The 24,667-nt window shown below is 39.7% G+C and carries 19 protein-coding genes; 8 read left to right on the top strand and 11 right to left on the bottom strand.

Annotated elements, in window-relative coordinates:
- The 4 genes from GJU39_RS17445 to GJU39_RS17430 are packed head-to-tail and all read left to right on the top strand — an operon-like array spanning position 1 to position 5,446.
- Positions 1 to 1,209: a lanthionine synthetase LanC family protein gene (locus GJU39_RS17445; protein ID WP_154282285.1), complete on the top strand. Its 1,209-nt coding sequence runs from the start codon at positions 1 to 3 to the stop codon at positions 1,207 to 1,209.
- Between the two features lies 1 nt (position 1,210).
- Positions 1,211 to 1,579, top strand: coding sequence for a LytR/AlgR family response regulator transcription factor (locus tag GJU39_RS17440; RefSeq protein WP_154282284.1), 369 nt, complete (start codon positions 1,211 to 1,213; stop codon positions 1,577 to 1,579).
- A gap of 10 nt (positions 1,580 to 1,589) precedes the next feature.
- Complete coding sequence (locus GJU39_RS17435) at positions 1,590 to 4,751, top strand: lantibiotic dehydratase (RefSeq protein ID WP_154282283.1); 3,162 nt, start codon at positions 1,590 to 1,592, stop codon at positions 4,749 to 4,751.
- 2 nt (positions 4,752 to 4,753) lie between these two features.
- Positions 4,754 to 5,446 (top strand): hypothetical protein, encoded by a 693-nt coding sequence (locus GJU39_RS17430; RefSeq protein ID WP_154282282.1) that lies wholly within the window; start codon positions 4,754 to 4,756, stop codon positions 5,444 to 5,446.
- Here GJU39_RS17430 and GJU39_RS17425 read toward each other — a convergent pair.
- Both GJU39_RS17425 and GJU39_RS17420 read right to left on the bottom strand, forming a co-directional pair.
- On the bottom strand, positions 5,443 to 6,153 hold the full coding sequence (locus GJU39_RS17425; RefSeq protein WP_154282281.1) for a LytR/AlgR family response regulator transcription factor: 711 nt from the start codon (positions 6,151 to 6,153) through the stop codon (positions 5,443 to 5,445). The two genes, GJU39_RS17430 and GJU39_RS17425, sit on opposite strands and share 4 nt — an antisense overlap.
- Before the next feature lie 31 nt (positions 6,154 to 6,184).
- Positions 6,185 to 7,300 (bottom strand): sensor histidine kinase, encoded by a 1,116-nt coding sequence (locus tag GJU39_RS17420; RefSeq protein ID WP_167515713.1) that lies wholly within the window; start codon positions 7,298 to 7,300, stop codon positions 6,185 to 6,187.
- A gap of 114 nt (positions 7,301 to 7,414) precedes the next feature.
- On the opposite strand from GJU39_RS17420, the gene GJU39_RS17415 reads away from it, so the two are divergent.
- Both GJU39_RS17415 and GJU39_RS17410 read left to right on the top strand, forming a co-directional pair.
- Entirely contained in the window at positions 7,415 to 9,619 is a 2,205-nt protein-coding gene (locus GJU39_RS17415; RefSeq protein ID WP_154282279.1) for a peptidase domain-containing ABC transporter, read from the top strand.
- A gap of 11 nt (positions 9,620 to 9,630) precedes the next feature.
- The gene (locus tag GJU39_RS17410; RefSeq protein WP_154282278.1) at positions 9,631 to 10,611 is read left to right on the top strand and encodes a hypothetical protein; all 981 of its coding nucleotides are present in this window, start codon (positions 9,631 to 9,633) and stop codon (positions 10,609 to 10,611) included.
- 165 nt (positions 10,612 to 10,776) lie between these two features.
- On the opposite strand, the gene GJU39_RS17405 is transcribed toward GJU39_RS17410, so the two are convergent.
- The gene (locus GJU39_RS17405; RefSeq protein WP_154282277.1) at positions 10,777 to 12,540 is read right to left on the bottom strand and encodes a flavin monoamine oxidase family protein; all 1,764 of its coding nucleotides are present in this window, start codon (positions 12,538 to 12,540) and stop codon (positions 10,777 to 10,779) included.
- A 13-nt stretch (positions 12,541 to 12,553) separates the two neighbouring features.
- The gene (locus GJU39_RS17400; protein ID WP_154282276.1) at positions 12,554 to 13,741 is read right to left on the bottom strand and encodes an FAD-dependent oxidoreductase; all 1,188 of its coding nucleotides are present in this window, start codon (positions 13,739 to 13,741) and stop codon (positions 12,554 to 12,556) included.
- 774 nt (positions 13,742 to 14,515) lie between these two features.
- Here GJU39_RS17400 and GJU39_RS17395 point away from each other — a divergent pair.
- Positions 14,516 to 15,127, top strand: coding sequence for a GIN domain-containing protein (locus tag GJU39_RS17395; RefSeq protein ID WP_154282275.1), 612 nt, complete (start codon positions 14,516 to 14,518; stop codon positions 15,125 to 15,127).
- Positions 15,128 to 15,223: 96 nt separating this feature from the next.
- Here GJU39_RS17395 and GJU39_RS17390 read toward each other — a convergent pair whose 3' ends face one another.
- The 6 genes from GJU39_RS17390 to GJU39_RS17365 all read right to left on the bottom strand — a co-directional run bounded on the left by GJU39_RS17390 (position 15,224) and on the right by GJU39_RS17365 (position 22,331).
- Positions 15,224 to 15,826 (bottom strand): cupin domain-containing protein, encoded by a 603-nt coding sequence (locus GJU39_RS17390; protein ID WP_154282274.1) that lies wholly within the window; start codon positions 15,824 to 15,826, stop codon positions 15,224 to 15,226.
- Positions 15,827 to 15,830: 4 nt separating this feature from the next.
- Positions 15,831 to 16,256, bottom strand: a complete 426-nt coding sequence (locus tag GJU39_RS17385; protein WP_154282273.1) for a hypothetical protein — start codon at positions 16,254 to 16,256, stop codon at positions 15,831 to 15,833.
- Between the two features lie 690 nt (positions 16,257 to 16,946).
- Complete coding sequence (locus GJU39_RS17380) at positions 16,947 to 18,167, bottom strand: AGE family epimerase/isomerase (protein WP_154282272.1); 1,221 nt, start codon at positions 18,165 to 18,167, stop codon at positions 16,947 to 16,949.
- A 15-nt stretch (positions 18,168 to 18,182) separates the two neighbouring features.
- Positions 18,183 to 19,346 (bottom strand): glycoside hydrolase family 130 protein, encoded by a 1,164-nt coding sequence (locus GJU39_RS17375; RefSeq protein ID WP_154282271.1) that lies wholly within the window; start codon positions 19,344 to 19,346, stop codon positions 18,183 to 18,185.
- Positions 19,347 to 19,368: 22 nt separating this feature from the next.
- Positions 19,369 to 21,195 carry a sodium:solute symporter family protein gene (locus tag GJU39_RS17370; RefSeq protein ID WP_154282270.1) on the bottom strand — a complete coding sequence of 609 codons (1,827 nt, stop codon included), beginning with the start codon at positions 21,193 to 21,195 and terminating at the stop codon, positions 19,369 to 19,371.
- Positions 21,196 to 21,218: 23 nt separating this feature from the next.
- A complete protein-coding gene (locus GJU39_RS17365; protein ID WP_154282269.1) occupies positions 21,219 to 22,331 on the bottom strand; it encodes a glycoside hydrolase family 26 protein in 1,113 nt (370 codons plus the stop codon).
- Between the two features lie 217 nt (positions 22,332 to 22,548).
- On the opposite strand from GJU39_RS17365, the gene GJU39_RS17360 reads away from it, so the two are divergent.
- On the top strand, positions 22,549 to 23,424 hold the full coding sequence (locus GJU39_RS17360; RefSeq protein ID WP_154282268.1) for an AraC family transcriptional regulator: 876 nt from the start codon (positions 22,549 to 22,551) through the stop codon (positions 23,422 to 23,424).
- Here GJU39_RS17360 and GJU39_RS17355 read toward each other — a convergent pair.
- Positions 23,417 to 24,655, bottom strand: a complete 1,239-nt coding sequence (locus tag GJU39_RS17355) for a glycoside hydrolase family 27 protein (protein WP_154282267.1) — start codon at positions 24,653 to 24,655, stop codon at positions 23,417 to 23,419. The two genes, GJU39_RS17360 and GJU39_RS17355, sit on opposite strands and share 8 nt — an antisense overlap.
- Between the last annotated feature and the right edge of the window lie 12 nt (positions 24,656 to 24,667).

The following is a 24,667-nucleotide window of genomic DNA, read 5'->3' as shown; positions in this document are numbered from 1 at the left end:
ATGGAAAGCGTAACAACATATTTGGAAAAAATTAATACCGAAGTGCTCCTGCCAGAAATTATTGAACTGGTAAACAGTGAGGCCTTGAATACATTGCCTAATTTTGGTGTAGGCCATGGTAAAGGTGGCGCCATTTTGTTAAACTGCCTGTATGCAAGTTATACAAATAATGAAATTTATTATACCGCGGCAGAGCGGTTTTTAGAAGCCGCATTTGATAGTCTGAATCCCGCAAAATATAAATCAGCGCTCACTTCTAATTATTATTTAGAAATTGCTGAGTTTGGCAGTTTATTAATTTATTTAGCGCGCGAAGGGCATATAGAGGAAGATTATACGCCCTTTAAACGTCAGGTTGATGACCTGCTGGCTGAAAGAGTAAAAGAGAATATGGGAGAAAAAAACCTAGGCATGTCTAAAGGTGCAATTGGTATTGGCTTTTACCTGATCGAAAGATCATCATCCTCAAATATTGCAAAGAACGCTGTTAAGCTAATAATCGATATGATCGAAAGATTAAAAGAAGGTGATCAGGAAAAGGGTTATTTCTGGACTACTCATTATTTTAAAGAACCCAGGGTTTACACCGGGCTGGCTCATGGAAGTGCAATGGTTATTAATTTTTTGTCTTCAGCTTTTAATGCGGGTATCCAGCCAGAAAAATGTGCAGAAATGATGCGTTTTGGCTTAAAGTTCTTATTGCAAAACCGTATGAACAGGAGTTTATATACCTCGGTATTTCCGTTATGGATTAAAGCACATGAAAAAACCATTAATCATTGCCTTGTTTATGGTGATATTGGAACCAGCTATGCCATTATAAGGGCAGCTAAAATTTTAAATCATCAGGCATATTTATCAGAGGGAATTCAGATTGCATTAGATACCTTAAGTAGAAAAACAATAGACGAAACTTTTTTAAATGATGCTTCTGTTAAATATGGTGTATGTTCACCCTGTTTAATTTACAATAGAATTTATCAGCTTACCGGCATTGAAGATTTTAAACAGGGTTCTGCTTATTGGCTCGATCAAATCACATCATATGCAAACGGGGAGAATAAATATTTAGGTTTTAAATCTTTTTTCTTTGGCGAGCATGATAATGCTCAGCTGGATTTAAACTTTGGCCTGATCGGCATTGCGCTAACCATTATGCAATCCGTATCAGATAAGTATTCAATCAACCAATTTACCTGGCTCCATTAAGATGAAACTAAGCTGCATAATTTTAGATGATGAGCCGCTTGCCCAGGAGCAGGTGGAAGCCTACATTTCGGAATGTGAAGAGCTTGTTTTAATTGGTAAGGCAAGCAGTATGCAGGCTTTAGAGCGACTGTTGAAAGTACATCAGGCCGATATCTTATTTTTAGATATAAAATTTAGAGGAGGAGATATCAGCCAGATTGGAAGACTCAATATAAAAGACTATATTATAATCGTTATTACGGCGTACTCTCATAAACATTTAACCGGGTATAATTTAAATTTTGCCCGGGATATATTATTTAAACCATTTTCTCTTGAGCGTTTTAAAGAAAGCCTTAATAAAGTAATTTCACTTAAAGCTGTAAAATAAAAACTCAACAATGGGAAACAACATCAGGCCTTTCGATTTTTACTTAATGCGCCTTCCTGCCAGAAGTATGCAATCTATTTCATTGTTAAATAATATAGAAAACCGCAGTACTTTCATTACGGAAATATACCATAGATACCAGTCTGCAGAACTTCAGGATGCCATTTACCTTGCCAGCCCTGAACTTTATGCAGAGGTGATAAAATGGCTCAATGGCCCGGCAGATGAAATAGAAGAAAAACTACTGCTTACCTTATATAAATATTTGTTGAGGATGAGTACGCGTGCTACGCCTTACGGTTTGTTTTCGGGTTACAACACAGGTAAAATTACCGGTGATATTAGTAAATTGATTCTGAAACAGCCAGAATACCGGTTAACCAAATATACCCGTTTAGATATGAATTATGTGTCAGAACTGGTACGTTCGTTACTCAATGATGAAGAGATTAAGGCCAAGCTTATTTTTAAAGTAAACAATAGCCTGTATAAAATCGGGGGGATTTACAGGTATTTTGAATATAAGTTTATTAATAAAAAACGCCATTATTATGTAGTGGCCATTAAGCATTCTAAGTACATTCAGTGCGTGATTGAAAAAACAGAAATGGGGGCAAGTTATCAAGCTGTTCTTAAGGAATTGATGCTGCTTAACCTAAATCTTGATGATGCTAAAAATTATCTGGATCGTGTTATTGATGCACAGATATTGGTGTCTGAACTTGAGCCAACAGTTACCGGTGACGAATTTTACAAGAGACTTATTGATACCATTAAAACGAATAATCCGGAGCATAAATGTATTGCTGCACTGCTGGAAATTGAAGACCGTTTGCAAGAACCGGCAGATTTTGTTAAAACCTGTACCGCGATTCATCACATCATAAAAGAAAATTTCCCGTTATCTCATACCAAAGATCTTGTTCAAACCGACCTTCATATCGGAATGGATGATAATGAAATTAACGTTGGGGTTATGAATATACTGGCTTTGGAGATACAGGCCCTTTCTGTTTTAAATGAAAACAAAATACCACTAAGGATCAAGAATTTTATTAAAAAATTTACGGAACGTTATGAAGATCAGGAAATAGAACTATTAGAAGCACTTGATAATGATGCTGGTGTAGGTTATGATAAGGCCGGTGCCAGCAACAATAACCATGCACCATTGGTAGATGATTTAATTATAAATAAAACTGCTCCGGCCAGAAGCATTAGCTGGACGAATTACAGGGAACTGGTTTTTAACAAATTTCTTGAAAGTTCTAAAAATCATGGTAGCCCTGTGCTTTTAACGGATGATGATTTAAATGCAATTGGCAAAAAAGAAGAAAACACAATCCCCTCAACTTTTTATGCAATAGGAAATTTTATAACCAAAAACACAGAGCGCCTGGATAAAGGCGATTTTAAATTTAATCTATCGGCTTGTTGCGGTCCGTCTGCACAGCCGTTACTGGCCCGGTTCGCTCAAAATGATCCAGTTCTATCGCAAAAACTCAAAGATTGTTCAAAGGTTGAAGAAGAGAATATAGACGGTGCCATTATTGCCGAGATTGTTCATCTGCCAGATTCGAGGGTTGGAAATATTTTACAACGGCCACAGTTAAGGGAATATGAAATTCCGTTTTTAGGTAATTCTTCTCTTCCAGCCGAAAGGCAGATTCCCGTTTCAGATTTAATGATCTCTGTAAGCAATAACAAAATTAAACTGCGCGCTAAGCACCTTAATAAAATCGTTATCCCCAGGTTATCTTCGGCCCATAACTATAACGGGGGTATTGCAGTATATAAATTTTTATGCGATTTGCAGAATCAACATGGCGCTTACAACATCAGTTGGGATTGGGGTACTTTAAAAGATCAGCCCTACCTACCGAGAATAGTGTATAAACATTTGGTTTTGGCACGTGCACGATGGAAAATGACACCTGATATGTACGAAGAAACAAAGGCATTAACTACACCACAGCAGCTCGATCTTTTCCTTGCCAAGTACAAACTTCCCAATAAAGTGGTTTCAATAGAGGGTGATAGAGAACTGTTGATTGATTTTAAAAGTGTTTTAGGCCTCACGTTACTCACTCAAAGCCTTAAAAAAAGTACCGTTATACTATACGAATTTCTCTATGATGACGATTCTGCCTTGATTCTTGATCAGGCCGGAGAGGCTTTTATGAACGAAGTAATCATTCCCTTTCGTACAGAAGAAATGGTTGAAAAAAAGTTTAAGAATGTGCAGGGTGATGCCCATAATTTACCGCGTAAATTTAACCTTGGTTCGGAGTGGACTTATGTTAAAATTTATTGCGGCTCTAAATGGGGAGAGAAAATTTTAACGGATTATATATTGCCGCTGGTAGACAGTCTAAGCAAAGAGGGCCTGATTGAGAAATGGTTTTTCTTAAGGTATCATGATCCAGAGGGGCACCTGAGGATCCGCTTTCTGCACCCTAACCAGCCAGAAACAATGGCTAATATCGTTAACCGGATTAATGCAAGTTTGAAAAAACTGGCAGAAGAACGAATTATATATAAAATACAGTATGATACCTATAAGCAGGAGATAGAACGTTACGGAATACATACAATGGCCTTTAGTGAAGCTATATTTTATTACGATAGCAAAGCTGTAATCAATTTTCTTAATATGATTGAAGGAGATGAGGGTGAACATTACCGTTGGTTATTTGCAGCCCGTAATATTGATTTTTTATTGAGCGATTTTGAAATGACGGATCAGCAGAAGCTAAATTTAATAACAGAAATGCAGCAGTCTTTCCATTATGAGTTTGGTGGTACTTCTGGCCTTACTTTGCAGCTTAACAATAAGTACAGAGCCATTAGTAAAGCTTTAAATGGATTTTTAAGTGGTGATGAAGATGCTGAAGAAGTTGCCGCAGCAGTTGAACTTTTTAAAGCAAGATCAGTAGAAAACCGTGCCGCCTACAAAAAATTAAAGGCACAATATATGGTTGAGCACCCAGATAAAAATGTTGATTCAGTGCTTGCCGGTATTCTTCCAAGTTATATACACATGTCGCTAAATCGGATTTTTGTAACCAAACAGCGTCTGCATGAACTTGTTATTTACCATTACCTTACCAAGTACTATCAAGGGATTATTGCCAGAAAAAAACAGAAAACATTAACCGCCAAAACCTATTAATTATGGATAAGAAAGCACATATTTATAGCGCAGAAATAAAAGAAATTGTAGGAGAGCCTCCAAAATGGCTCCTTAAATCTGGCGGGGGAAGCCTGCTTTTATTGCTGTTCATGCTTGGCGGATTATCTGCCTTTACACGTTATCCGGAAAAAGAAATAATCCCGGTTCACATTTATCGCGGGCAAAATGCTTTTATCATTTCAAAAAAATATTGTGTAAAGAAATTTTTAAAGGCATCAGGTACGCAGGTTAAAAAAGGCGAAGCCATTGCGCAGGCCGATAGTAAGGCACTAAACCAAACAATAACGGCTCCTTTTGCCGGCAAATTATTTTACGACGAAGACGCATTGACTAACCCATCTAAACCTGATACCCTTGCATTATTAGTCTCCTCAGAAGGGCCATTTAAGTTTAAGGGCAAAATCGGCACCGAATATGCCCACTTATTAACAACTGCTAAAGCTACCTCTTTTAAGATAGCAATAAATAATCAGGTAGTTAAAGATTTAGCGTTATATGGCAAACTCAACGGTTTCGGGCCATTAAAATCTGGTAATACACTAGCATTTACGGGTACTATTGAGCCTGCATCGGGAAAAATAATTGATGATAATTATCTGGCTATTCAGAATTTGGAAGGTAAACTGACGTTAATCCTCGATAATAAAACCATACTCTCCAGAATACTAAACTAATCGTTCTTTAATCCAAAGCGTTCAAAAATGAGGTCTTTGTATTGCTTGCCAATGGGAAGTTTATCACTCACATCATGCAGTTCGGCCATATTGCCACTAATATATTTTAGGCTATTGATGTTAATGATGTACGATTTTTGTATTCTGATAAATTGTTCTTGAGGAAGTTGATCTTCTACCCTTTTCATCGTGAGGTGCGTAATAATGCTACGGTCTTTCAGCACTACTTTAATGTAATCTTTCATGGCCTCTATGTAACAAATTTCATCGAACAGTACACGGTGAAGTTTATGTCCGTCTTTCACAAAAAGATATTTAGACTGATCGTTTGCAGGTTTGTTATTTCTCTGCTGGCTCATTGTTAAACACTTGTTTACAGCCTTAAAAAAACGTTCAAACGAGAAAGGCTTAATAATGTAGTCTACTGCATCAAGTTCGAAACCTTCAACAGCGTAATTGGGATAGGCTGTGATGAAAATTACATATGGACGATATTGTAACATTTTAATCAGTTCTATGCCATTTACTTCAGGCATATGGATATCTGAAAAGAGTACATCAATCTGTTCTCTTTGCAAAATTTCTATGGCTTCAAATACATGTTTGCAGCTGCCAACCAGCGAAAGAAAAGGCGTTTTGGATATATATTCTTCCAGGGTTTCGCGGGCAAGTGGTTCGTCATCAATAATTAAACATTTAAGAGCCATAAAAATTTGTTTAGATTAGATATTGGTTTGGTTATTTAAGCTGGAGCTTTAGTGTTACTGTATATTGGTTTGGTTCGTTGTTAATGATAAGTTCGTGCGCGTTAGGGTAATGAATCAATAGTCTCTTTTGAATGTTAGCAATGCCAAGCCCGCCAAATTTTGTTTTTGGAAGGGAGTGGGTGCAGCTATTTGCTACCTCAAAAAACAGCTGATTGCCTAAAACTTTAATCTTAATCTTAATCCATGCCGATTCTATGCTGGCATCAGGGCCATGTTTAAAGGCATTCTCTATAAACGGGAATATAATCAGGGGTACAATAAATAATGGGTTTTCTGGCTTATCAATATCTAAATCAATCTGTACCTCATCACCATATCTAATGCTTTCAAGTTCGAGATAATCTCTTATAAACTCAATTTCTCTTGATAGCAGAACTTCCGGGTCGTTAGATTCGTAAAGGGTATAGCGCATCAAGCCTGCCAGGTGTAGTACCATTGGGCCGGTTTGTTCATCCTGCTTATTTACCATCCGATAAATATTGTTTAAGGTATTAAACAGGAAATGCGGGTTTATCTGTGCTTTTAAAAAGTTAATCTCCAGGTTTAGGTTATCACGTTCTAGGGCTATACGTTTATTGCTTTGTGCCACAGTAGATTTCATCAATTTTATACTCAGCGGAGGAAACAGCAGGTACAGGAAATCAAGAAAATAAAATAAAAACATCTTGATTGAAAATATTCCTGTAAACTCACTTTTTACCACCACATTGGCATAAAGCAGAAGTTTAGAATCGGCAGCAAGGTTGGCTTTTAGATATAAGCAAACAAAATAAGTTAGCGCAGCCCACCATAAATAACTTAATACCATAAATAAAATAGTAATAAAGAATTTTCCTTTGAATAAATAGCGGTCCAATATAAAATAGGAGCCTATATAGAAAATACTGGTAACAGCAACCAGATCTTTTCCTACCAGAAGCCAGCCCATGGTTTTATCAAATTTGCTGTAACTACGGTAATACATGTAGCCCAGCAAGATCCATAAAATTAAATGTAAAGCAATTCTGATGGTAGTGGTGTATTTTATATCCAATCCCAACTCTTGCACCCGCTTAAAATTTCCCTTAGCAGTATGTCTGATATTCAATTTTGTAGTGTTTATATGTGATTTCGTCGAAAAAAAGTTGAGAGATAAATATATATTTTTTCTTTTGATAAATAAGAAGATTTTAGATTTTCCTGTAATTAAATATTTACAATAATGAAGATACAGCTCGCAAATTTTCCGCATTATAAACAACATGATGTTATGGACTGTGGCCCTACCTGCCTGCAGATCATAACTAAGTTTTATGGTAAATTTTTTTCTATCCAAAAAATCCGTACACTGAGCCAGATCGGTAAAACGGGCGTATCACTTTTAGGCATTAGTAAGGCCGCAGAAGAAATCGGAATCCAGTCTGTTGGTGGTAATATCACCTTCGAAAAGCTGGAGAAAAGAGGGCAGCTTCCCTGTATTATCCACTGGCGCAGAAATCATTTTGTGGTGGTCTATAAAATCACTAAAAAGAAAGTATATATCTCTGATCCAGCCAGTGGCCTCCATGCTTACACGCATGACGAATTTTTAAATAACTGGGCTTATACCCATATTAACCAAAAAGCAGCTGGGATAGCGTTATTATTAAGCCCAACCCCCGATTTTTACCTCACTAAAGAAGATCTTGTAGAAAAACGTGGCAGTATGGGGGTACTGCTCAAACATGTGTTTCATTATAAAAAGTTGCTTAAACAACTTGCTGCAGGTTTGTTTGCGGGCGCTGTAATACAACTGATTTTCCCTTTCTTTACCAAGGCCCTGGTTGATGTAGGGGTAAAAGGAGATGATGTGCACTTCATTTACATTATCCTTTTTGGCCAGTTGTTAATGACATTAGGGCAAACCTCTGTAGAACTTTTACGGGGTTGGATCCTCTTGCATATCACGGCAAGGGTTAACCTGGCCATTTTATCTAATTTTTTAAATAAGTTATTAAGCCTGCCCCTATCTTTTTTTGATACTAAACTCAATAGCGATATTCTCCAGCGTATAGAAGACCACAAACGGATCGAGAACCTGTTAACAGGCAGCACGCTTAATACACTCTTCATGATGATTGCCTTTTTGGTTTTCAGTGTGGTATTATTCATTTATAGCCCAACTATTTGTGTCGTTTTTATTGTTGGCAGTGTTATATATTTTGCATGGATTTATATTTTCATGGAGAAGAGGAAAAAGCTGGATTTTAAACGGTTTGAACTGCAGGCTCAGAACAGGGCAAAAACACTGCAACTTGTAAATGGCATTCATGAAATAAAAATAAATGATTGCGGCACTAAAAAGATCTGGGAATGGGAAAGCATCCAGGCTAAACTATTTCGGTTAAATGTAAGCACTTTATCACTTAGTCAATACCAGCAGGTAGGTGCTACGTTTATCAACCAGGCAAAAAATATCATCATCTTGTTTTTGGCTACCCGGTTAGTTATTGATAAACAGGTAAGCCTTGGCGATATGATGGCTATACAGTTTATCATTGGTCAGATGAACGCACCGATTGTGCAACTGGCTTCTTTCTTACAATCTTATCAGGATGCACAAATCAGTATGGATCGTTTAGAACAGATACAGCATTTGGAAGATGAGGAATCGCCAGCTAAAAATTACACTTATAAAATGCCACCCGGCCGAAGTATTCAAATTAAAAACATGAGCTTTATTTATCCGGGTGCAGGTAACAAATCTGTTTTAAATAATCTGGATTTTACCATCCCGGGAGGAAAAACCACCGCTATTGTTGGAAGCAGCGGAAGCGGCAAAACCACCATTTTAAAACTATTGCAAAGAATCAGCGAGCCAACATCCGGTGAAATCTATGTAGATAATCTGCCCTTTAGTATGATTAGTCCGAGGTTTTGGCGCCAGCATTGCGGCGTGGTGATGCAGGAAGGATTTGTTTTCTCTGATACGATTGCCAATAATATTGCGCTTAACGAAGAATTTACAGATCCAGCCCAGATGGATCGTGCTATCCATATTGCCAATATAGACCAATACATTAAAAGCCAGCCATTAGGAATTTACACCAAAATAGGTGAGGATGGCAAAGGTTTGAGTGGCGGGCAGCGCCAAAGGGTATTAATTGCACGCATGGTTTATAAAAACCCTGAATACATTTTTCTGGATGAAGCCACCAGTTCTCTCGATTCATCTAATGAAAAAGTAATTATGGAACGTTTGTATTCTTTTTTTGAAGGCAAAACCGTGCTCATTGTAGCACATCGTTTAAGTACGGTAAAAAATGCCGATAACATCCTGGTGCTTGATAATGGCGCTGTTGTAGAGCAGGGAGACCATACCGAATTGGTGGCCAGGCGAGGCTATTATTACGAACTGATTAAAAATCAACTTGAGTTAGGAAATTAATGATTAAAGCGATGAAAACAGCTACTATATTATTTATCGAAACGTTGCAAAAGCGCGAACAGCTAATAGTTTCTGATAAGTTTACAAAACCAAATCGGGGCGTGTTCAGCACGTTGCTAAATGCCGAAGCCGAAAAAAAAATGGGTAAAGAAGTAAATCATCAGATTTCTGAACTCACTGATGTTTATTTTAAAGCCGTGGTATTGTGCCGAAAAAACCGGAAAAATGAAGCGCTGGCCATTTTGCTAGAAGCAGATAATGCCTTTGAACATTTTGATTTAAAACCTAAACGCATACTTAGTCTCTTTAAGATATCTGCGTGGGCAAACTATCATTATAAGTTAGATGAATATACGAAAGGGATTAATTTATTGGTTGCAGGTTTATCACAAAGTGCCATGCTTGAAGCAGAAGGTTACGATGTACTGCAATACAGACGTATAGAGCAATTACAGAATATTTGCAGAATCCTGTTCAGCAGTAAAAGATATCTTGAGGGTTTCAGTGTAATGCGTTCGGTTTTAAGGTTTATCCTAACCGGAAATTTCGAGGGGCTCTATGTTCAGGAGTGGGATTATAGAAAATTCAAACAGATTAGACAGATGATGGAAAATACACTTGACTCGGTTTTTATACAACTTGCCATTTTGAACAATACCGCCTGCGATACTCTTTTCGGAAATATTTTTTATTATGATTTCTTTTTTAAAGAATTACTGGAAATAATGGAAACTGATACCTACAACCGCAGTATTTTGTACAATTGGATGTATGTAAAGGCTTCATACTTTAAAGAGGGAAAAGAAGCTTTTTTAAATAATGTAAGCACGTTTTTAAAAGATGAAGAAATTTCACCTGACTATAATAAACTAAAAGAAAACCTATTGCTTAATAGCATCGAGGTATTAAAGGAACACGAATCTAGAGATTTAAAATTGGTAAAAGAAAGTGTTTCTCAGTACATCAGTAATCTGCAGCCTCTTGCGGTTTAAAACCTTCACACCATAATAAGTTAAACCAATTGCTTCTTGATTTAACTCCACGTCTCACCTTTCATCAGCCTTAGAAAACCTGATAGCGCATACCCGCTATCAAGTTTCTATAAATATTGCGTAGCATCAGGAAGAAATTACTAAATCATTTCCAGCGGTGGACACCTACCAGCCCAGGTAGTAACCATCGCTTAACCAGAAGGGACGGTTGAGTTCAAAATAATCCTGCAGCATTTTTTCTGCAACACAGAAAGCACCTTCAACCCAGCCTTGCTGATCGGAATAAGCCTCCCCGATGATATGGATTTGCTCATCCGCTACCGGCTTTCTCATGTATGGCATCACGTTTTTTACTGAAAAACCAGCTTTCCAGGCATGGTATCCTGCGCCAAAAGGTTCATCCGTCCAATCTCTAAAGTAAGTAACGTAAGGCTCCGGGATGGTTACCTCCGGTCCGTGTAGTTCACGCAGCTGGGTCATGAGTTCATCGACCATTAACTTCGTTGCCTGAACGCTATCCAGCTGATGCAGCTCTTTCAGGGAGGCTGATTTGGCAGGTTTTACTTCAAAAAGCAATTCATCATCCGTTAGCGCTTTCCAAAAGGTTTCGGTTTCCATATCGCCATAACTGCCCAGTAACATCGAATTATTGGTTTGAGGATCTTCACCGAAATAATAGCATTGGCGCATCGGTAAATCGGTGATGGAGTGCCCGGAGCTAATTCCTAAATTTTCCCACCATGGATATTTAAAGCCCATTAATATTTTAAAGGCAGGCTCCATAATTACCGAACGGATATTGTTATTTAAAGCCGAATTCTCGTTAACGTTAAAAAAGAAATTCTCCTGATCCAAAAGTTCTAAAGCTTTTCTCGGCATGGCCAGCACTAAGGTCTTCGCGTATACGTTCCATTTGGTGTTGGTTTTTAGGTTTAAAAAGGTAAGCTGGTACCGGTAGGTGTTTTGTAAAGCATGCTGTTTGGTAAAAGTAAGCAGTTTATTTTCAGACCAGATGCAGGCACCATCATGCTCCATATAAGAATTGGCAAGTGCATAGGCAATACTATCATAGCCTTCATCAATGGTTTTGTACATGGTTCCGGCAGTGAAATCGCCCACCATGTACGGGAATGCTTCGGCCGAGTTCCAGTTGATGGTATTGGAATAATAGCCGCCGGCATTGGCTAAGAACTGATACCCTTCTTGCGAAACCTGATCTTTGATTAAATTCCAGAAGCCTAAATCGTTTACTTTACGCTTATCATAAGGGGAGTTAGGAAAATTATATACCAATTTTGGTTTAATGTTATCCCAATCCCAGCTGGTTAACTCAAAGGAATAATCGTAAACAGATGGTCCCTGGATAATTTTATGGCCATAGGTTTGAGCCACCCAGGCATCTGCCATTAAAACATCGTAAATAATTTTGTTGAATAACTGATCAGAGCTGAAGCCGAAATCATCATCGTTAAGGTAAAACCGGGTAGCCAGTTTTTTGCCCTCGCGCTGGGCAACCGTCCATGCATCTTGTTTAAAGTGCTCTTTTCTAAGGTACATGATCAGTTTCGAAGGATCGCCCATGGGGAATGGCACTGGTGTCATTTTATCTTTAAGAACAGGCGTACGTTTAGCAAGATCTTTCTCGGTAAGCGGATAGCCCTCAATTAATGTTGTAACAATTTCTTGCGAGGTGAGGTAACGCATGCCGCCTAATTCTCCCCAGAAATTCATTCCAGGCAGTATAACCGATTCAAGCCTGCCGCCCAGTTTATCATTCATATCAAAGATTTGCACCTGGCTGGCGGTAAATCGCTGATCTGTTACCAGGCGATAAGCGGAGTACAATCCCGAAGTTCCGGCACCAATAATGGCTACCTCTATTTTTAAATCGGGATGCATCCCTGAATTTAATGGTGTGTTCTTGTTCATAAAGAGCTGATTTTTATAGTGCTTTAAAAAATCTGTGACCTAGTTGGAAAGGCGTGATATCAAAATCTGTATGTCCGTCCAAAACCAGGTCTGCCATGATTTTGCCTAAGAAAGGGGTAAACTTCGCTGCCCATCCGGTGGCATAGAGCACAATGTTTTGATGGTTAGGGATATAGTTGGGTGCAAAATCGATCAACAGTTCCTTATTCTGTATTTTACTGAGGGCGATGAGGCAGGTTGATGTATATTCGGGCTCGGTGCTTAATCCCGTCATGTGTTCTTTTACCCAGTTGGAAGTATAGCGGAGTTCCTGTTGGTTAGGAATCAATGTTCTGTCACTCGGTTCTGCTAATGGTGCGATTACGAAATCTGGCGCCACGCGGATATATTCGGGATGATCCCAGTCAACAGCCGGGAAGCCATAAAACTGATTGCCGTTTTCCCCTATCGGATTTTGGAATACAAACCAGGTTGGGTACTGAATGGAAAGGTCTGTTTTTTTGAAATAAGCAGACGACATGTTCCAGTAGGTAGCTTCAATCTTAAAATGAAGCAGGTTGATTACACTGTTAATGTAGGGGCCAGGAATGATTGCCAGTTTTTTGGTAATATAAATGCCGTTTGGAGTGATAATTTCAAAGCGCTCGCCGATCTGATTAATTTTAAGCACGGGTGAATTTTCTTCCAGTGTTACCGTTTCCTCTTTTTGGCAAAGGCTTAAAAGCGTTTCAATTGTTGCTTTGAAATTAATGCTGGCGCCATCTGGCTGAAACAGGCCGGTATAGGTTTCCGGTAAATTTCTGAAATGGTATTTTTCTTCGATCTCTTTAGCTGTAAGCGTTTGATAAGGAACTTTTAAAGCTTTTAAGGCTTGTTCTGCTTCGGCAATGTTCCCTTCGGTAGAATGTACTGCCGGATCGCCGAACCACAGTGTACCCACCTGATCAAGCAATGTTTCGCTGGTCTCTTTTTCGAGTTCATCCCAATAGGGTTGCGCATCTAAAGCCATTTGTACCATATACTGGTCTGGGTATGGAATCCGGAACTGGCGCGATACCCCTGCGGAACTCCCGAGCTGGTTTACAAAAGTAAATTGTTCGAGCACTAAAGTTTTGGCCTTTCGCTTGCCAAGGTGGTAGGCCGAAGCTAAGCCTATGGCGCCTCCGCCGATAACAATAACATCGTAGTTTTCTGTCTTCATTTGTGGTGTGCTGTGTTTATAGTGGTTGGTTGGGTAGAGAGGGAATTATAATGGTTAGCGTAGTTCACCAGATTGCATACGGCCATTGAGCAGTTGCCATACGGCACTTTTCTATGTATCATTAATCCTTTACGGATGTAACTTGTTGCCCCGCTAATTTAAAGGAGATAATTTGCCTGGTGAAAATGGTGCTTACCTGGAGCAGGAGAAATCTGACCGGAATGTATTTACGATTTGAAAGCGGTTGATGAGGGTGGAGCTGATACATTTGAGATTAATTTAGCGTATAGGCGTTTAAATTGCCCTTTGGTTGTTTGGATGAACTCAAATTTAAACAATAGCACCTGAGTTTCTTATACTCACTTTTAAGTATTTTGAAGGATCTTTTACCCTAATTACCTATAACCGGTGAGCTATGCTGGTTTTATAAGTACAATTAAAGCTTACTTTTCCTGTTGATAAATCAGCTGTCGAATAGCTGTAGTTCAGAAGAGAAATAAATTTCAATGAGTAATGCAGCCGGCTTTTTCAACGCGATAAGATGTTTTTTGTGGATGCGGAGCTTTTCCTTGATTATCGGATTGATATTGTTGAATGTTTAAGGGTAAGAATCTGCTAAACTTCAGTTTCAGGCATCCCGTTCGTCGAGAAATTACAGGCGTTGGTCTACAAGTACCTGATGCTGGTATAATACAGGGAATTTCGCTGCAACGTTTTCGGTTTGATGGCGTCTCATCAATATAAAAACAATAAAAAATACTAAAACATAAAGTCATGAAAACTCTAGCAAAAACATTATTCGCAGCAGCATTAACAGCAGTGGTATTCACTTCATCAGTAATGGCAACTTTTGCCGCTGAACCGGTACCTGCAGCAGCAACTGCTTCAACAACAAAACACATTAACCGCATCTGGGTAAGCGGTAACGTAAAAATTGTACTTACACAAGGTGAAAAAGAAAGTATAATTGGTGCTGTAAATTACGATTCAACAAAAACTTCGGTGAGGAGCAACGGACAAACGTTATACATCAACTCTATGGAAACCGGGCAGGTTACCCTTAACATTACCGTAAAAGATTTACAAAGAATAGAAGCATACGGACAATCGGTGGTGATGACCAGTAACAACTTCGATGTAAAAAATCTTCAATTGTTCTTACACCAAAGTGCCACTGCGAAGATCAAAACAACAGCAACAAGTTTGTATACTGTAGTTAACGATGATGCCGTATTGAAATTAAATGGCACGGCAGCGGAGAGTACAATGATAGCTGCTAATGCAAAAAATTTAAAACTATCAGATTTTGTGAGTGCAAGATCAGTATCCTATAGTTCTGAGGCAATTATGACCGCAGATAAAACAGCGATGACCTTAGCAAAATAAATTAAATTTCGCTAAATAAATGTAGCTGCCCGAAAGGCAGCTTTTTTTGTTTTAAAACGATTGGATAGCTAAATTATTCAGGATCAGGATTCCAAATCAAACGGTGCAGGCCACATGCTGCAATATTGCAATAACCGATTTCGAGGCAACGGCAATGGTATGCGGCTGGTTAAGGGGAATTTGCATAAAAGAACCAGGACCCATTGTAATGGTTTCGTTCCCAATGGTGCAAATACAGGTTCCTTTCAGGATTAGAAAGCTTTCATGCAGGTTTTCGTGCACTTCTTCGTCTACACCTTCTGGCGTAATTACTAAGGCCTGCATTACCTGATCATCATTTCTCAGCAGCTTTTCAAACCGGCCGCCCAACTCGCCCTGCGGCAATAAAGGCGAGATCATTTCGAACCAGGCATCTGCATCAGAGAAACTGGTGATTAATGGCGTATCAGATAACTGCATGGCCTGTTCAATCTCCAGATTTAAAAACAGCGATTCCATTTTATCATCAAACTTAGGATCAGGCTTTACCGCATGTTGCAGGGCTTCCCTTTCAAAGAAAGCCTCCAGCGACGCCAATTCGGCCACTACTTCAGGATGGGTCGCCCGCATTTGATGAACAAGCAATACCTCTTCCTGATCTAATTTGCCCATTAGATAAAGCTCAAGTAAGCCACTATTTAAAAATGCTGATAAATCCATTTGATCAATGCTGCTGCTTTAATTCTTTTCTAAATCTGATAATTGCATCCGGCACACTAATACCCAGTATCCCTGCGGCTTCCCGGGTACTAAACCCTTCTGAAAGTACAAGTTGCCTGATGCATCGCTGATCACTGCTTTTTTTAACAGAATAATCCAGTAAATATTCCCTTGATATCTTTCTGGAGATTTTCATCAGCCAGAGGAGAAGCCTGCCTTCTACAGGAATATTGTTTTCTACTTCTATTCTTGCCATTTCAAATGCCTTAACGGTCAGCTCCCGGGCCTTGTCGCGCTCCCTGCAAAACAAAGAAAACTGTCCAAAAACCTCCGGACAATAGGTTTCATAAAGCACTTGCTGAATATTGCTGTCTTTTAATAGCAGGTATTTTCTGATATCTTCTTCAGCATGGATGCGATAGCGAGGCATTTGTTTTTTTTGTTAAATATAAGAAAATTAGGCAGTTTGAAAAATAGCATCAATGGTGAAGCGGCTATAGCATAAATTATTCAGCACGAACTTTAAGCAAATGACTTCAAATAAATGAAATCCCCTTCAAAATTGATCAAGCCGGACGTCTCTTCGTTAGGAATAGCAAAATTGAATGAATAATCTTGATAAGATCTGGCTGATAATTTACATCATCAGTACTCAGGCTTCAAATTAATTGCGCAACACAGCATTTAGATTTGACGTTTGTTTTTAATTAGATTTCTGATCAGAAAAAGAAACGGAATAAGAAGCAATAAGATGCCTATAATCCAAAGGAAAGTATATAATAAAAATCTATAATAAGAAATGTGGTTACTGATAATGTAAGACGTAATTGGCCTTAATCTTATAACGGCATTAAGAGGATGTGCACCACTATCGGTAAAAAATTCATGGCTCTTGTTGATGTTACTATACCATACTCTTCCGATGGAATGATTTGTAATCGTATCAGATAAAGTTATTTTTTGTTGTTGTTTTAAGGTCTTTAGATTAAGAGGGATTATCGGGGCAACAATGCCTTGCGCATCAGAAAATAAAGATTAAAATTGATTTAAGAGTTCTGGAGTATTTATGTGTTTCGACAGGCTCAACATGACAGGCTAAAAAGCGTCCTAGATTAAAGGTTTATCGGTTTTCACAGCCATTTGCTAACTCCAGGCCAATCCTCCTAATCAATTCGATACAAGCGCGGCTATTGTGATATGGGCATTTCCAGGGGCCAACCTTATCTTCACTGGCCATAATTTCACCGGTTTCTGTAATGCCCCAGAACCATTCTCCGTTTTGGTGATCAATAATTTTACTTTTTACAAAGTCCCAGTTGTAGAGGCTTGTGGTTAAAAAACTTTCATCACCAGAAATTTGCCAGGCATTGAAAAATCCTACCATGGCTTCGGCCTGAACCCACCAGTGTTTCTCTTTAATAAAGTGATTGTTGGAAGGGTTGGATTCATACCATAAACTCCCATCGGGATCAATTCCTTTTTGAGATACAACCGCCAGTTGCACCGCAAGAATCCTAATTTCCCCGGTTAATTTTTCTTCATGCACGGCCTCCGCAGCTTCCAGTAAAAGCCAGGCCGCTTCAATGTCATGGCCGTAAGAAATGATTGACGATTTTGGATTCCAGTCTTCATCTAAAAAAAGGATCAGATTACCCGTTTCCCTGTTGATCATCTTCGAAGTGAAATTGTTAATCAGGTTGATGATATTATTCTTCAAATTTTCATCAGGCCAAATGCGGTACAGTGTGGTAAAGGCTTCCAATACGTGGAGGTGGGTGTTCATGGTTTTCTTTTCGTTCGCATCTTTATCACTCAAACGCAAATCTTCCAATGCTTTCCAATCCCTGCTAAAAGCTTCAAAATAACCGCCTTTTTTCTGATCGTAGCTGTGCGACAGCAAATCGTTATACAAACTAATGGTAAGCACTTTGCTTTCTTCTATTTGGCTGGCGATGAAATATTCACTCAGTGCATAAATGGTGAAAGCTATGGCGTAAACCTGTTTTTTCGCATCAAGCGGATTGCCTTTTGCATCCAGCATCCAATATACGCCCCCAAATTCCGGATCTATAAAGTGATCTTTGATATATTGAAATGCACGATCTGCAATTGCCAGATAATCAGGGTCTTTTTTCAAACTATAGCTGGCAGAAAATGTCCAAAGGATGCGGGCATTTAATACGCTTCCTTTGGGTGCAGCTTCATCGATGTGATTGTTATGGTCGATTTTGCCTACAAAGCCACCATTTACCTCATCAAGGGTAAAATTCTTCCAGAAATTAAGAATGTTCTCCAGTTCCTGGTTTAATTCCTGTTGATATTTCGCTAAATCTGCCTTCAATGTTACCGGAGTTAATTATTTGTTGTTTTCAATGTTTTTCAAAATGGCCTGTACGGTCGTAGCAGAGCGGAATCCATCTGCAGGTGAATTCATTACGTAATCTACTAAAACATCCAGCGAGCTGGTGGCTACATGCATTCTGGTATCTGAAGAAGCATAGTAAATGAAAACCGTTCCATCATCGTCCAAAATCCAGCCATTACTGAATACTACGTTAGAAACATCGCCAATGCGTTCTTCGCCTTCGGGAGCTAAAAAATATCCTGCAGGCTTATAGATCACTTTGGTTAAATCGTTCAAATCCGTCATAAACATATAAAGTACATAGCGCAGGCCAGCAGCGGTATTTCGAACGCCGTGCGCTAAAAATAACCAGCCATGTTCCGTTTTAATTGGCTCGGGCCCCATACCATTCTTCGCTTCGTAAACCGTATGGTAGTTTTTGTTGTCTACAATAATTTCCTTTTCGATTACTGCATGCTCAATTGATTCGCTTAGGCCAAAACCAATGCCGCCTCCGGTTCCACTTTCAATAAAACCATCCTGCGGGCGGGTATAAAAAGCATATTTTCCATCTACAAACTCGGGGTGAAGTACCACGTTTCTTTGTTGTGGAGATGGGGTTTTTAAATCGGCCAAACGCTCCCAGGTTTTTAAATCTTTCGTGCGCACAATTCCAGATTGTGCCACAGCCATCGATTGATCGTGCGCAGGTGCATCGGGGTCTTTTCTTTCGGTACAAAACAGCCCATACATCCAGCCATCTTCATGGGCTACAATACGCATATCGTACACGTTGGTATCGGGTTCGTCAGTTTCAGGAAGTAAAACAGGCTCATCCCAGAACGAGAAATGATCGATGCCGTTATCGCTTTCCGCTATGGCAAAAAAAGATTTACGGTCTCTGCCTTCTACCCTTGCAATGAGTAAATACTTGTTGTTAAATTTAATTGCCCCTGCGTTAAAGGTTGCATTGATTCCGATCCGCTCCTGCAAAAACGGATTGCTTTCCGGGTTAAAATCATAGCGCCAGTTTAACGGGGCATGTGCTGCGGTGAGAATGGGGTTTTCATACCGGTCGAAAATCCCGTTTCCTAGAGCTGCTTTTTTATTTGTGACTGCAATCAGTTCCGCATGTGCTTCTTCCAGTTGCTGTTTTCTTTTTTCAAAATCTATCATAAAAAATATTATATCGTATTATCTAGTCTTCTAATTTATTCCACCAGGTTCTTTTTAAAATGATCACGATGACGGCCAAAACAGCAATCGTGGCGAAAAGCGGGGTGTGCATGCCCAAAATGAAATACATAGGCAAAATGGTTAAGCATAGCTGGGCAATAATTCCCAACACCACGTTAAACATATCTAGTTTAAACCTTTTATTGGCCTGAAAACCTGGATCATCCAGAACAACCAGTTCATGGATTGGCTTCCAGAATCCCCATGGGCGTACGGTGCTGTAGAAATGTTTTAAAGTTTTCTCTTCCGTTGGCGGCGCGGCGTAAGTGCCAATAATACAGCCGGCAAGCGAAAGCAGGAAAAGCAAGGGCCACCAATAAAGTGGCAAACCACTGGTTACATATGGCATCAGCAGGGCTGCGCCAATTCCCACGGCCATTCCCCAAAAAAATCCATTGGCATTAAAACGCCACCAATACCATTTTAAACAGTTTGCTGCCACATAGCCACCATAGAGGCCACCAACAATCCATTGCAAAATGTCATTTACATTGTTGGCGAAAAAGCCCAGTACCACGCCAATTGTGACTACCGCTACACCAACGATATAATTCATGTTGATGATCTTTTTGGTGCTGGCTGCAGGGTTGATGTATTTGAGGTAAATATCATTCACAATATAAGCCTGTGCTGCATTAAGCGTGCCGCTGAAAGTACCCATAAAGGCACCGAGCAGGCCGGTGAGTACAATGCCTAAAATCCCGACAGGTAAAAAGTTGTTGATGGTTGCCGGCAGAATCCTCTCGAAATCAGTAACACCATCCGGCCCTTTTAAATAAATCTGATTGTAATAAAGCAGCGCCAAAACAGTTAGTCCGATCACCATTGAATAGCGGATGGGCAATAAAATAATGCTTACAAAACCCGTCATTTTGCTGGCATCTTTAGGGCTCCGGGTACTCAATACCTTTTGCATATCATAATTGGGGGCCGGCCCGGCCAGCGATGCAAAAACGCCTTTCAGCAACATCATTCCAAAGAAAATCCCAAATAAACTAAAGCCATCATCGGCAATTTTTTTATTGGCATCAGCCGCAATTTTACTCCAGTCAAGATCAAGTTTCCAGCTAAAAAAGGGATCATCCCAGCCTTTTGGTACATTTAAAGTATGGCCTTGTAAGTGAGTCATCGCTATTACTGCAATCGCGATACAGCCAACCGTCATGAAAGCATACTTGATCATATCGCCCAAAACGATGCTGTGCATGCCCCCTAAAATGGAGTAAAACATTGCAAATAGTGTAAACAGAATGCCGTAAAAATGCGGTACATAATGGGCAGGAACTTCAAAAGGAACGTATGCTTTTACATATTCCCACGGGATAAAAATTTCCATGAATTTGCCAAGGCCGATGAAGCCGTAAGCCAGGAAACCAAAACAGCTGATCAGTGCGAAAGCGATAACCACCACATGTGAGCCTTTTACGCCTTTGCCAACCGAGCCAAAACGCGTTTGCAGCCATTCGGCGCCAGTATTTGCATTGCTCCGTCGCAGCCATTTGCTCAGGAACATCATCATAAACACCTGGTTAAACACGGGCCAAAGCCAGGGAATCCAAATGCTTTTTAAACCATAAACAAAGCAGAGGGCAACCATCCACATGGTTCCGCTAATGTCGAACATGTCTGAGGCATCACTTAAACCCAGTTTATACCAGGGGAGCGACTTCCCGCCCATCATGTAACTTTCTTTGTTTTGCTTCGCTTTTTTTCGATACCAGAATCCAATAAAAATCATGGTACCGAGGTACAGTGTAATGATCAGGACATCGATTAATTGTAACTTCATATTTGGTTATGGTGCGCTAGGTGCTATTTATAAATGGATTTTAAGCCTTTTTGGAGAAGGATTTTATCTTGCCTGATAAACTTAAGAAAATCTGCTGCCGAAACCTGCCCGGGGTATGGTGCATAATAATGGTTGTCTTTCTCCTGCTCCCGGTAACCGGCATTTCGCCACAAGAGCAGGTAAGAAGGCTTATTTTCTGCAATGGCCTTCGCCAGGATATTGGTCCACCAGTTGGCTACCGGAATTTCGACAAAACCGATTTCTGCAATGGCGCTGATTTTATTACTGCGTTTGGCAATTTGATGTTGAATGGCCAGGTTTCTCGCAATTTCTTTGGCAAAGGCTTCTCCTTTTTCTGCGCCATACTGGTAATGATCAAAGCTGAGCACATCTACAAAATGATCGCCGGGATAGCGCAATAAGTATTGTGCTTCTGTGGTAAAATCGCAGGGATTAAACACGTAAATCAGGTGGTGTAATTTCTTTTTATCTTTCAGGTAACTCACAGTAAACCGCCATAATGCCTTGTACTGTTCTGGTGTGCAGGATTTTGTTCCCCACCAAAACCAGGCGCCGCCATTTTCATGGAACGGCCTGAACAGGATTGGAATGGCTTTGCCGTCGCTCCCTTTTAAGGTGCTTGCAAAGGCTGCAAACTGATCCAGCCAGCTTCTGTACAGCAGGTGTTTAGCGCCACCCGGAAGGATAGATTTCACTGCAACCGAACTGGTATCCCATGCGGTTTTTCCGTTATGAGGATTATTCATGTGCCAGCTTAAGGTGCTGATGGCCCCCATATCATAGGCTTTTTTAATGTATTCCTTCATTTTTGCGAACGGAACACCATCAATATTCTCTTTTTTATTGCTTTCCAAACCTGCTACATCCCAACCGAAAACAGCCGGATATTCTCCAGTGAGGTCTTTAATGTCGCTTCTTCCTTCCTGATATTTCCAGCCCACGCCATAAGCAAGGTCATCCTGGTGGCCAATCAGCGTTGCTTTGCCATAAAGGCTGCTTAGGTTTTTGTATAAATTCCGGGTTGCTGTAGTTGCTTTCTGATCAATCAGCTGCGCAAAAGATACAATAGAAATGGCACATAAAAAGATTAAGAAAGGGATTGTTTTCTTTATCATACTGGTATCTTTTGGTTAGAGTTTAGGTCTGCTATAATTATTCTCTAAAGTAGGAAGGTAATCATTTCTATAATAATACTATTTTAACCAAAAGACATAGAATAACTATCATTTTTATGGTTATAAGTGCCTCCAAGTTTGATAGTAAACCTATTTTTTTATTAAATTGCATCAATGTTCTTTTATCTTAAAAAGATCTTTTTTGTACGCTAAGGTTATGAATAATATTATTAAGGAAATTACACCGCTCACTCAGAATGATTGTTTTACCATATTTTCGCGGGTGAAGAAGGAGTTTGATTTCCCGCTGCACTTTCACGAAGAGTTTGAATTAAATTTAATTTTAAACGCACCGGGCGCAAAGCGAATTGTTGGCGATAATATCGAAGAAATTACGGATATGGAACTGGTGCTGATTGGCCCTAACCTTTCTCATGTCTGGACCACTCATCAATGCAAAAGTGAAGAAATTACCGAGGTGACCATTCAGTGGCACAAAGATCTTTTCGATGATAAAATGCTCCGGAGAAATCAATTGAGTTTTATCCGGAAAATGTTTGAACGCTCTGTGCGCGGAATTCTCTTCCCCCGGGAAACCATTGAAAAAGTTTATAAACGCATTCTGGATATTGATCAGCTGCAGGGTTTTGATTCGGTACTGGAACTGATGAGTATTCTGCATGATCTGTCTTCTTCGAAAAGTATGCGGATTTTATCTGACGGTACATTTAATAATGACCAGATCATGAATTACAACAGCCGTCGGATTGATAAGGCTTTTGAGTTTATGAATGCCAATTTCTATAAGGCCATAACCTTAAAAGATTTATCTAAACTGGTGAGCATGACGGAAGTATCCTTTAGCCGTTTTATTAAAAAGCGAACCGGAAATACCTTTATTGACAGTTTAAATGAGATTCGTCTTGGCCACGCCACGCGGATGCTGATAGAAACTACGCATTCGGTTTCAGAGATTTCTTATAAATGTGGTTTCAATAATATCTCCAACTTTAACCGTTTATTTAAAAAGAAAAAACACTGTACGCCCAAAGAGTTCAGGGAGAATTTCTCCGGAACGAGGGTGTTTATTTAGGTTCTAAAATCAATGTCAGTACATCGTGTGCAGGTACTTCAGTTTTTAAGCTGCCTTTTGTTGTACCCAATTGTTTATTGGTCCAGGCATTTTTAATTTGATAAATGATGGTGTTGGCATTAAGCGTTTTGTTAAATACATCATCCTGAATTTTTTCCTGCTGCCAGTTGAAAGCTATCTTTTTACCTGTAGCCGAGCGATTCAAAAAAGATACGGCCCACTTTCCATGGCTCAGGGGTTTAAACCAGGTTTCAAAACCATTAGCTTTAGCATATCGAAAAGCCTGAATACCCAGGGAATCCTGATTGATGGAGATAATTTCTTTATTGGTCAAAACCGATTGCGTTTCCTTATCCATGTTGCGTAAATCGTTACCTGCAATAAGTGGTGCAGCCAGCATGGCCCACATCGAAAAATGTGCACGGTCTTCGCCTGGAGTTAACTTTCCGTTTCCAATTTCGAGCATATCAGGATCATTCCAATGGCCTGGCCCTGCATATTGGCGCAAACCATCCTGTTTATCTACAATCTGCATGACGCCGAAAGATTTCCAGGTGCCATGATCTTCCACGCAATCGAAACAGTTAAAAATATCGCCACTGGTTCTCCAGAGCTGACCCACTGCAGGTCCCCAAATCCAGGGTTTATCCGTTCCCCATTCGCAAATGCTTAATACCATTGGCCTGCCTGCTTTTTGCAAAGCTGCCATAATCGTTTTATAAGCACCTTCTGCTTTTAGTCCTTCGGTATTGCACCAGTCATATTTCAAATAATCTACCCCCCATTTGGCGTAGGTAAGTGCATCCTGAAATTCGTAACCACGGCTTCCGGGCCGGCCGCCACAAGTTTGTGAACCGGCATCTGAATACAATCCAAGTTTTAATCCCTTGCTGTGAATGTAATCAGCCAGGGCCTTCATTCCCGAAGGAAATCTTTTAGCATCCGGATGAATGAAACCCAAACTATCACGGTCGCCATGCCAGCAATCATCAATATTGATGTAAGTATACCCGGCTGCTTTCATGCCAGAGCTCACCATGGCATCGGCAGTTTCTTTGATCAGTTTTTCATCTACATTGCAGGAAAACTTGTTCCAGCTGTTCCATCCCATCGGCGGCGTAAGTGCCAAACCTTCAAATTTGGTATATTTCTGTGTATAATTATTTCCCTGTCCGAAAGCAACAGACATATTGATGATGGCAATTGCCAATAGCGTCAGTTTTAATTTCATTTCTTTTAATTT

Origin of the sequence: Pedobacter petrophilus (assembly GCF_009674725.1) — a bacterium.
Lineage (GTDB): Bacteria > Bacteroidota > Bacteroidia > Sphingobacteriales > Sphingobacteriaceae > Pedobacter > Pedobacter petrophilus.
The sequence above is the reverse complement of the archived record's forward strand: the minus strand, read 5'-3'. Positions and strand labels throughout refer to the sequence as shown.

Bases quoted from the DNA above. Each gene is read 5' to 3' on its own strand.
- GJU39_RS17445 (WP_154282285.1), top strand. From the start codon at position 1: ATGGAAAGCGTAACAACATATTTGGAAAAAATTAATACCGAAGTGCTC.
- GJU39_RS17440 (WP_154282284.1), top strand. From the start codon at position 1,211: ATGAAACTAAGCTGCATAATTTTAGATGATGAGCCGCTTGCCCAGGAG.
- GJU39_RS17435 (WP_154282283.1), top strand. From the start codon at position 1,590: ATGGGAAACAACATCAGGCCTTTCGATTTTTACTTAATGCGCCTTCCT.
- GJU39_RS17430 (WP_154282282.1), top strand. From the start codon at position 4,754: ATGGATAAGAAAGCACATATTTATAGCGCAGAAATAAAAGAAATTGTA.
- GJU39_RS17425 (WP_154282281.1), bottom strand. From the start codon at position 6,153: ATGGCTCTTAAATGTTTAATTATTGATGACGAACCACTTGCCCGCGAA.
- GJU39_RS17415 (WP_154282279.1), top strand. From the start codon at position 7,415: ATGAAGATACAGCTCGCAAATTTTCCGCATTATAAACAACATGATGTT.
- GJU39_RS17410 (WP_154282278.1), top strand. From the start codon at position 9,631: ATGAAAACAGCTACTATATTATTTATCGAAACGTTGCAAAAGCGCGAA.
- GJU39_RS17405 (WP_154282277.1), bottom strand. From the start codon at position 12,540: ATGAACAAGAACACACCATTAAATTCAGGGATGCATCCCGATTTAAAA.
- GJU39_RS17400 (WP_154282276.1), bottom strand. From the start codon at position 13,741: ATGAAGACAGAAAACTACGATGTTATTGTTATCGGCGGAGGCGCCATA.
- GJU39_RS17395 (WP_154282275.1), top strand. From the start codon at position 14,516: ATGAAAACTCTAGCAAAAACATTATTCGCAGCAGCATTAACAGCAGTG.
- GJU39_RS17390 (WP_154282274.1), bottom strand. From the start codon at position 15,826: ATGGATTTATCAGCATTTTTAAATAGTGGCTTACTTGAGCTTTATCTA.
- GJU39_RS17385 (WP_154282273.1), bottom strand. From the start codon at position 16,256: ATGCCTCGCTATCGCATCCATGCTGAAGAAGATATCAGAAAATACCTG.
- GJU39_RS17375 (WP_154282271.1), bottom strand. From the start codon at position 19,346: ATGATAGATTTTGAAAAAAGAAAACAGCAACTGGAAGAAGCACATGCG.
- GJU39_RS17370 (WP_154282270.1), bottom strand. From the start codon at position 21,195: ATGAAGTTACAATTAATCGATGTCCTGATCATTACACTGTACCTCGGT.
- GJU39_RS17365 (WP_154282269.1), bottom strand. From the start codon at position 22,331: ATGATAAAGAAAACAATCCCTTTCTTAATCTTTTTATGTGCCATTTCT.
- GJU39_RS17360 (WP_154282268.1), top strand. From the start codon at position 22,549: ATGAATAATATTATTAAGGAAATTACACCGCTCACTCAGAATGATTGT.
- GJU39_RS17355 (WP_154282267.1), bottom strand. From the start codon at position 24,655: ATGAAATTAAAACTGACGCTATTGGCAATTGCCATCATCAATATGTCT.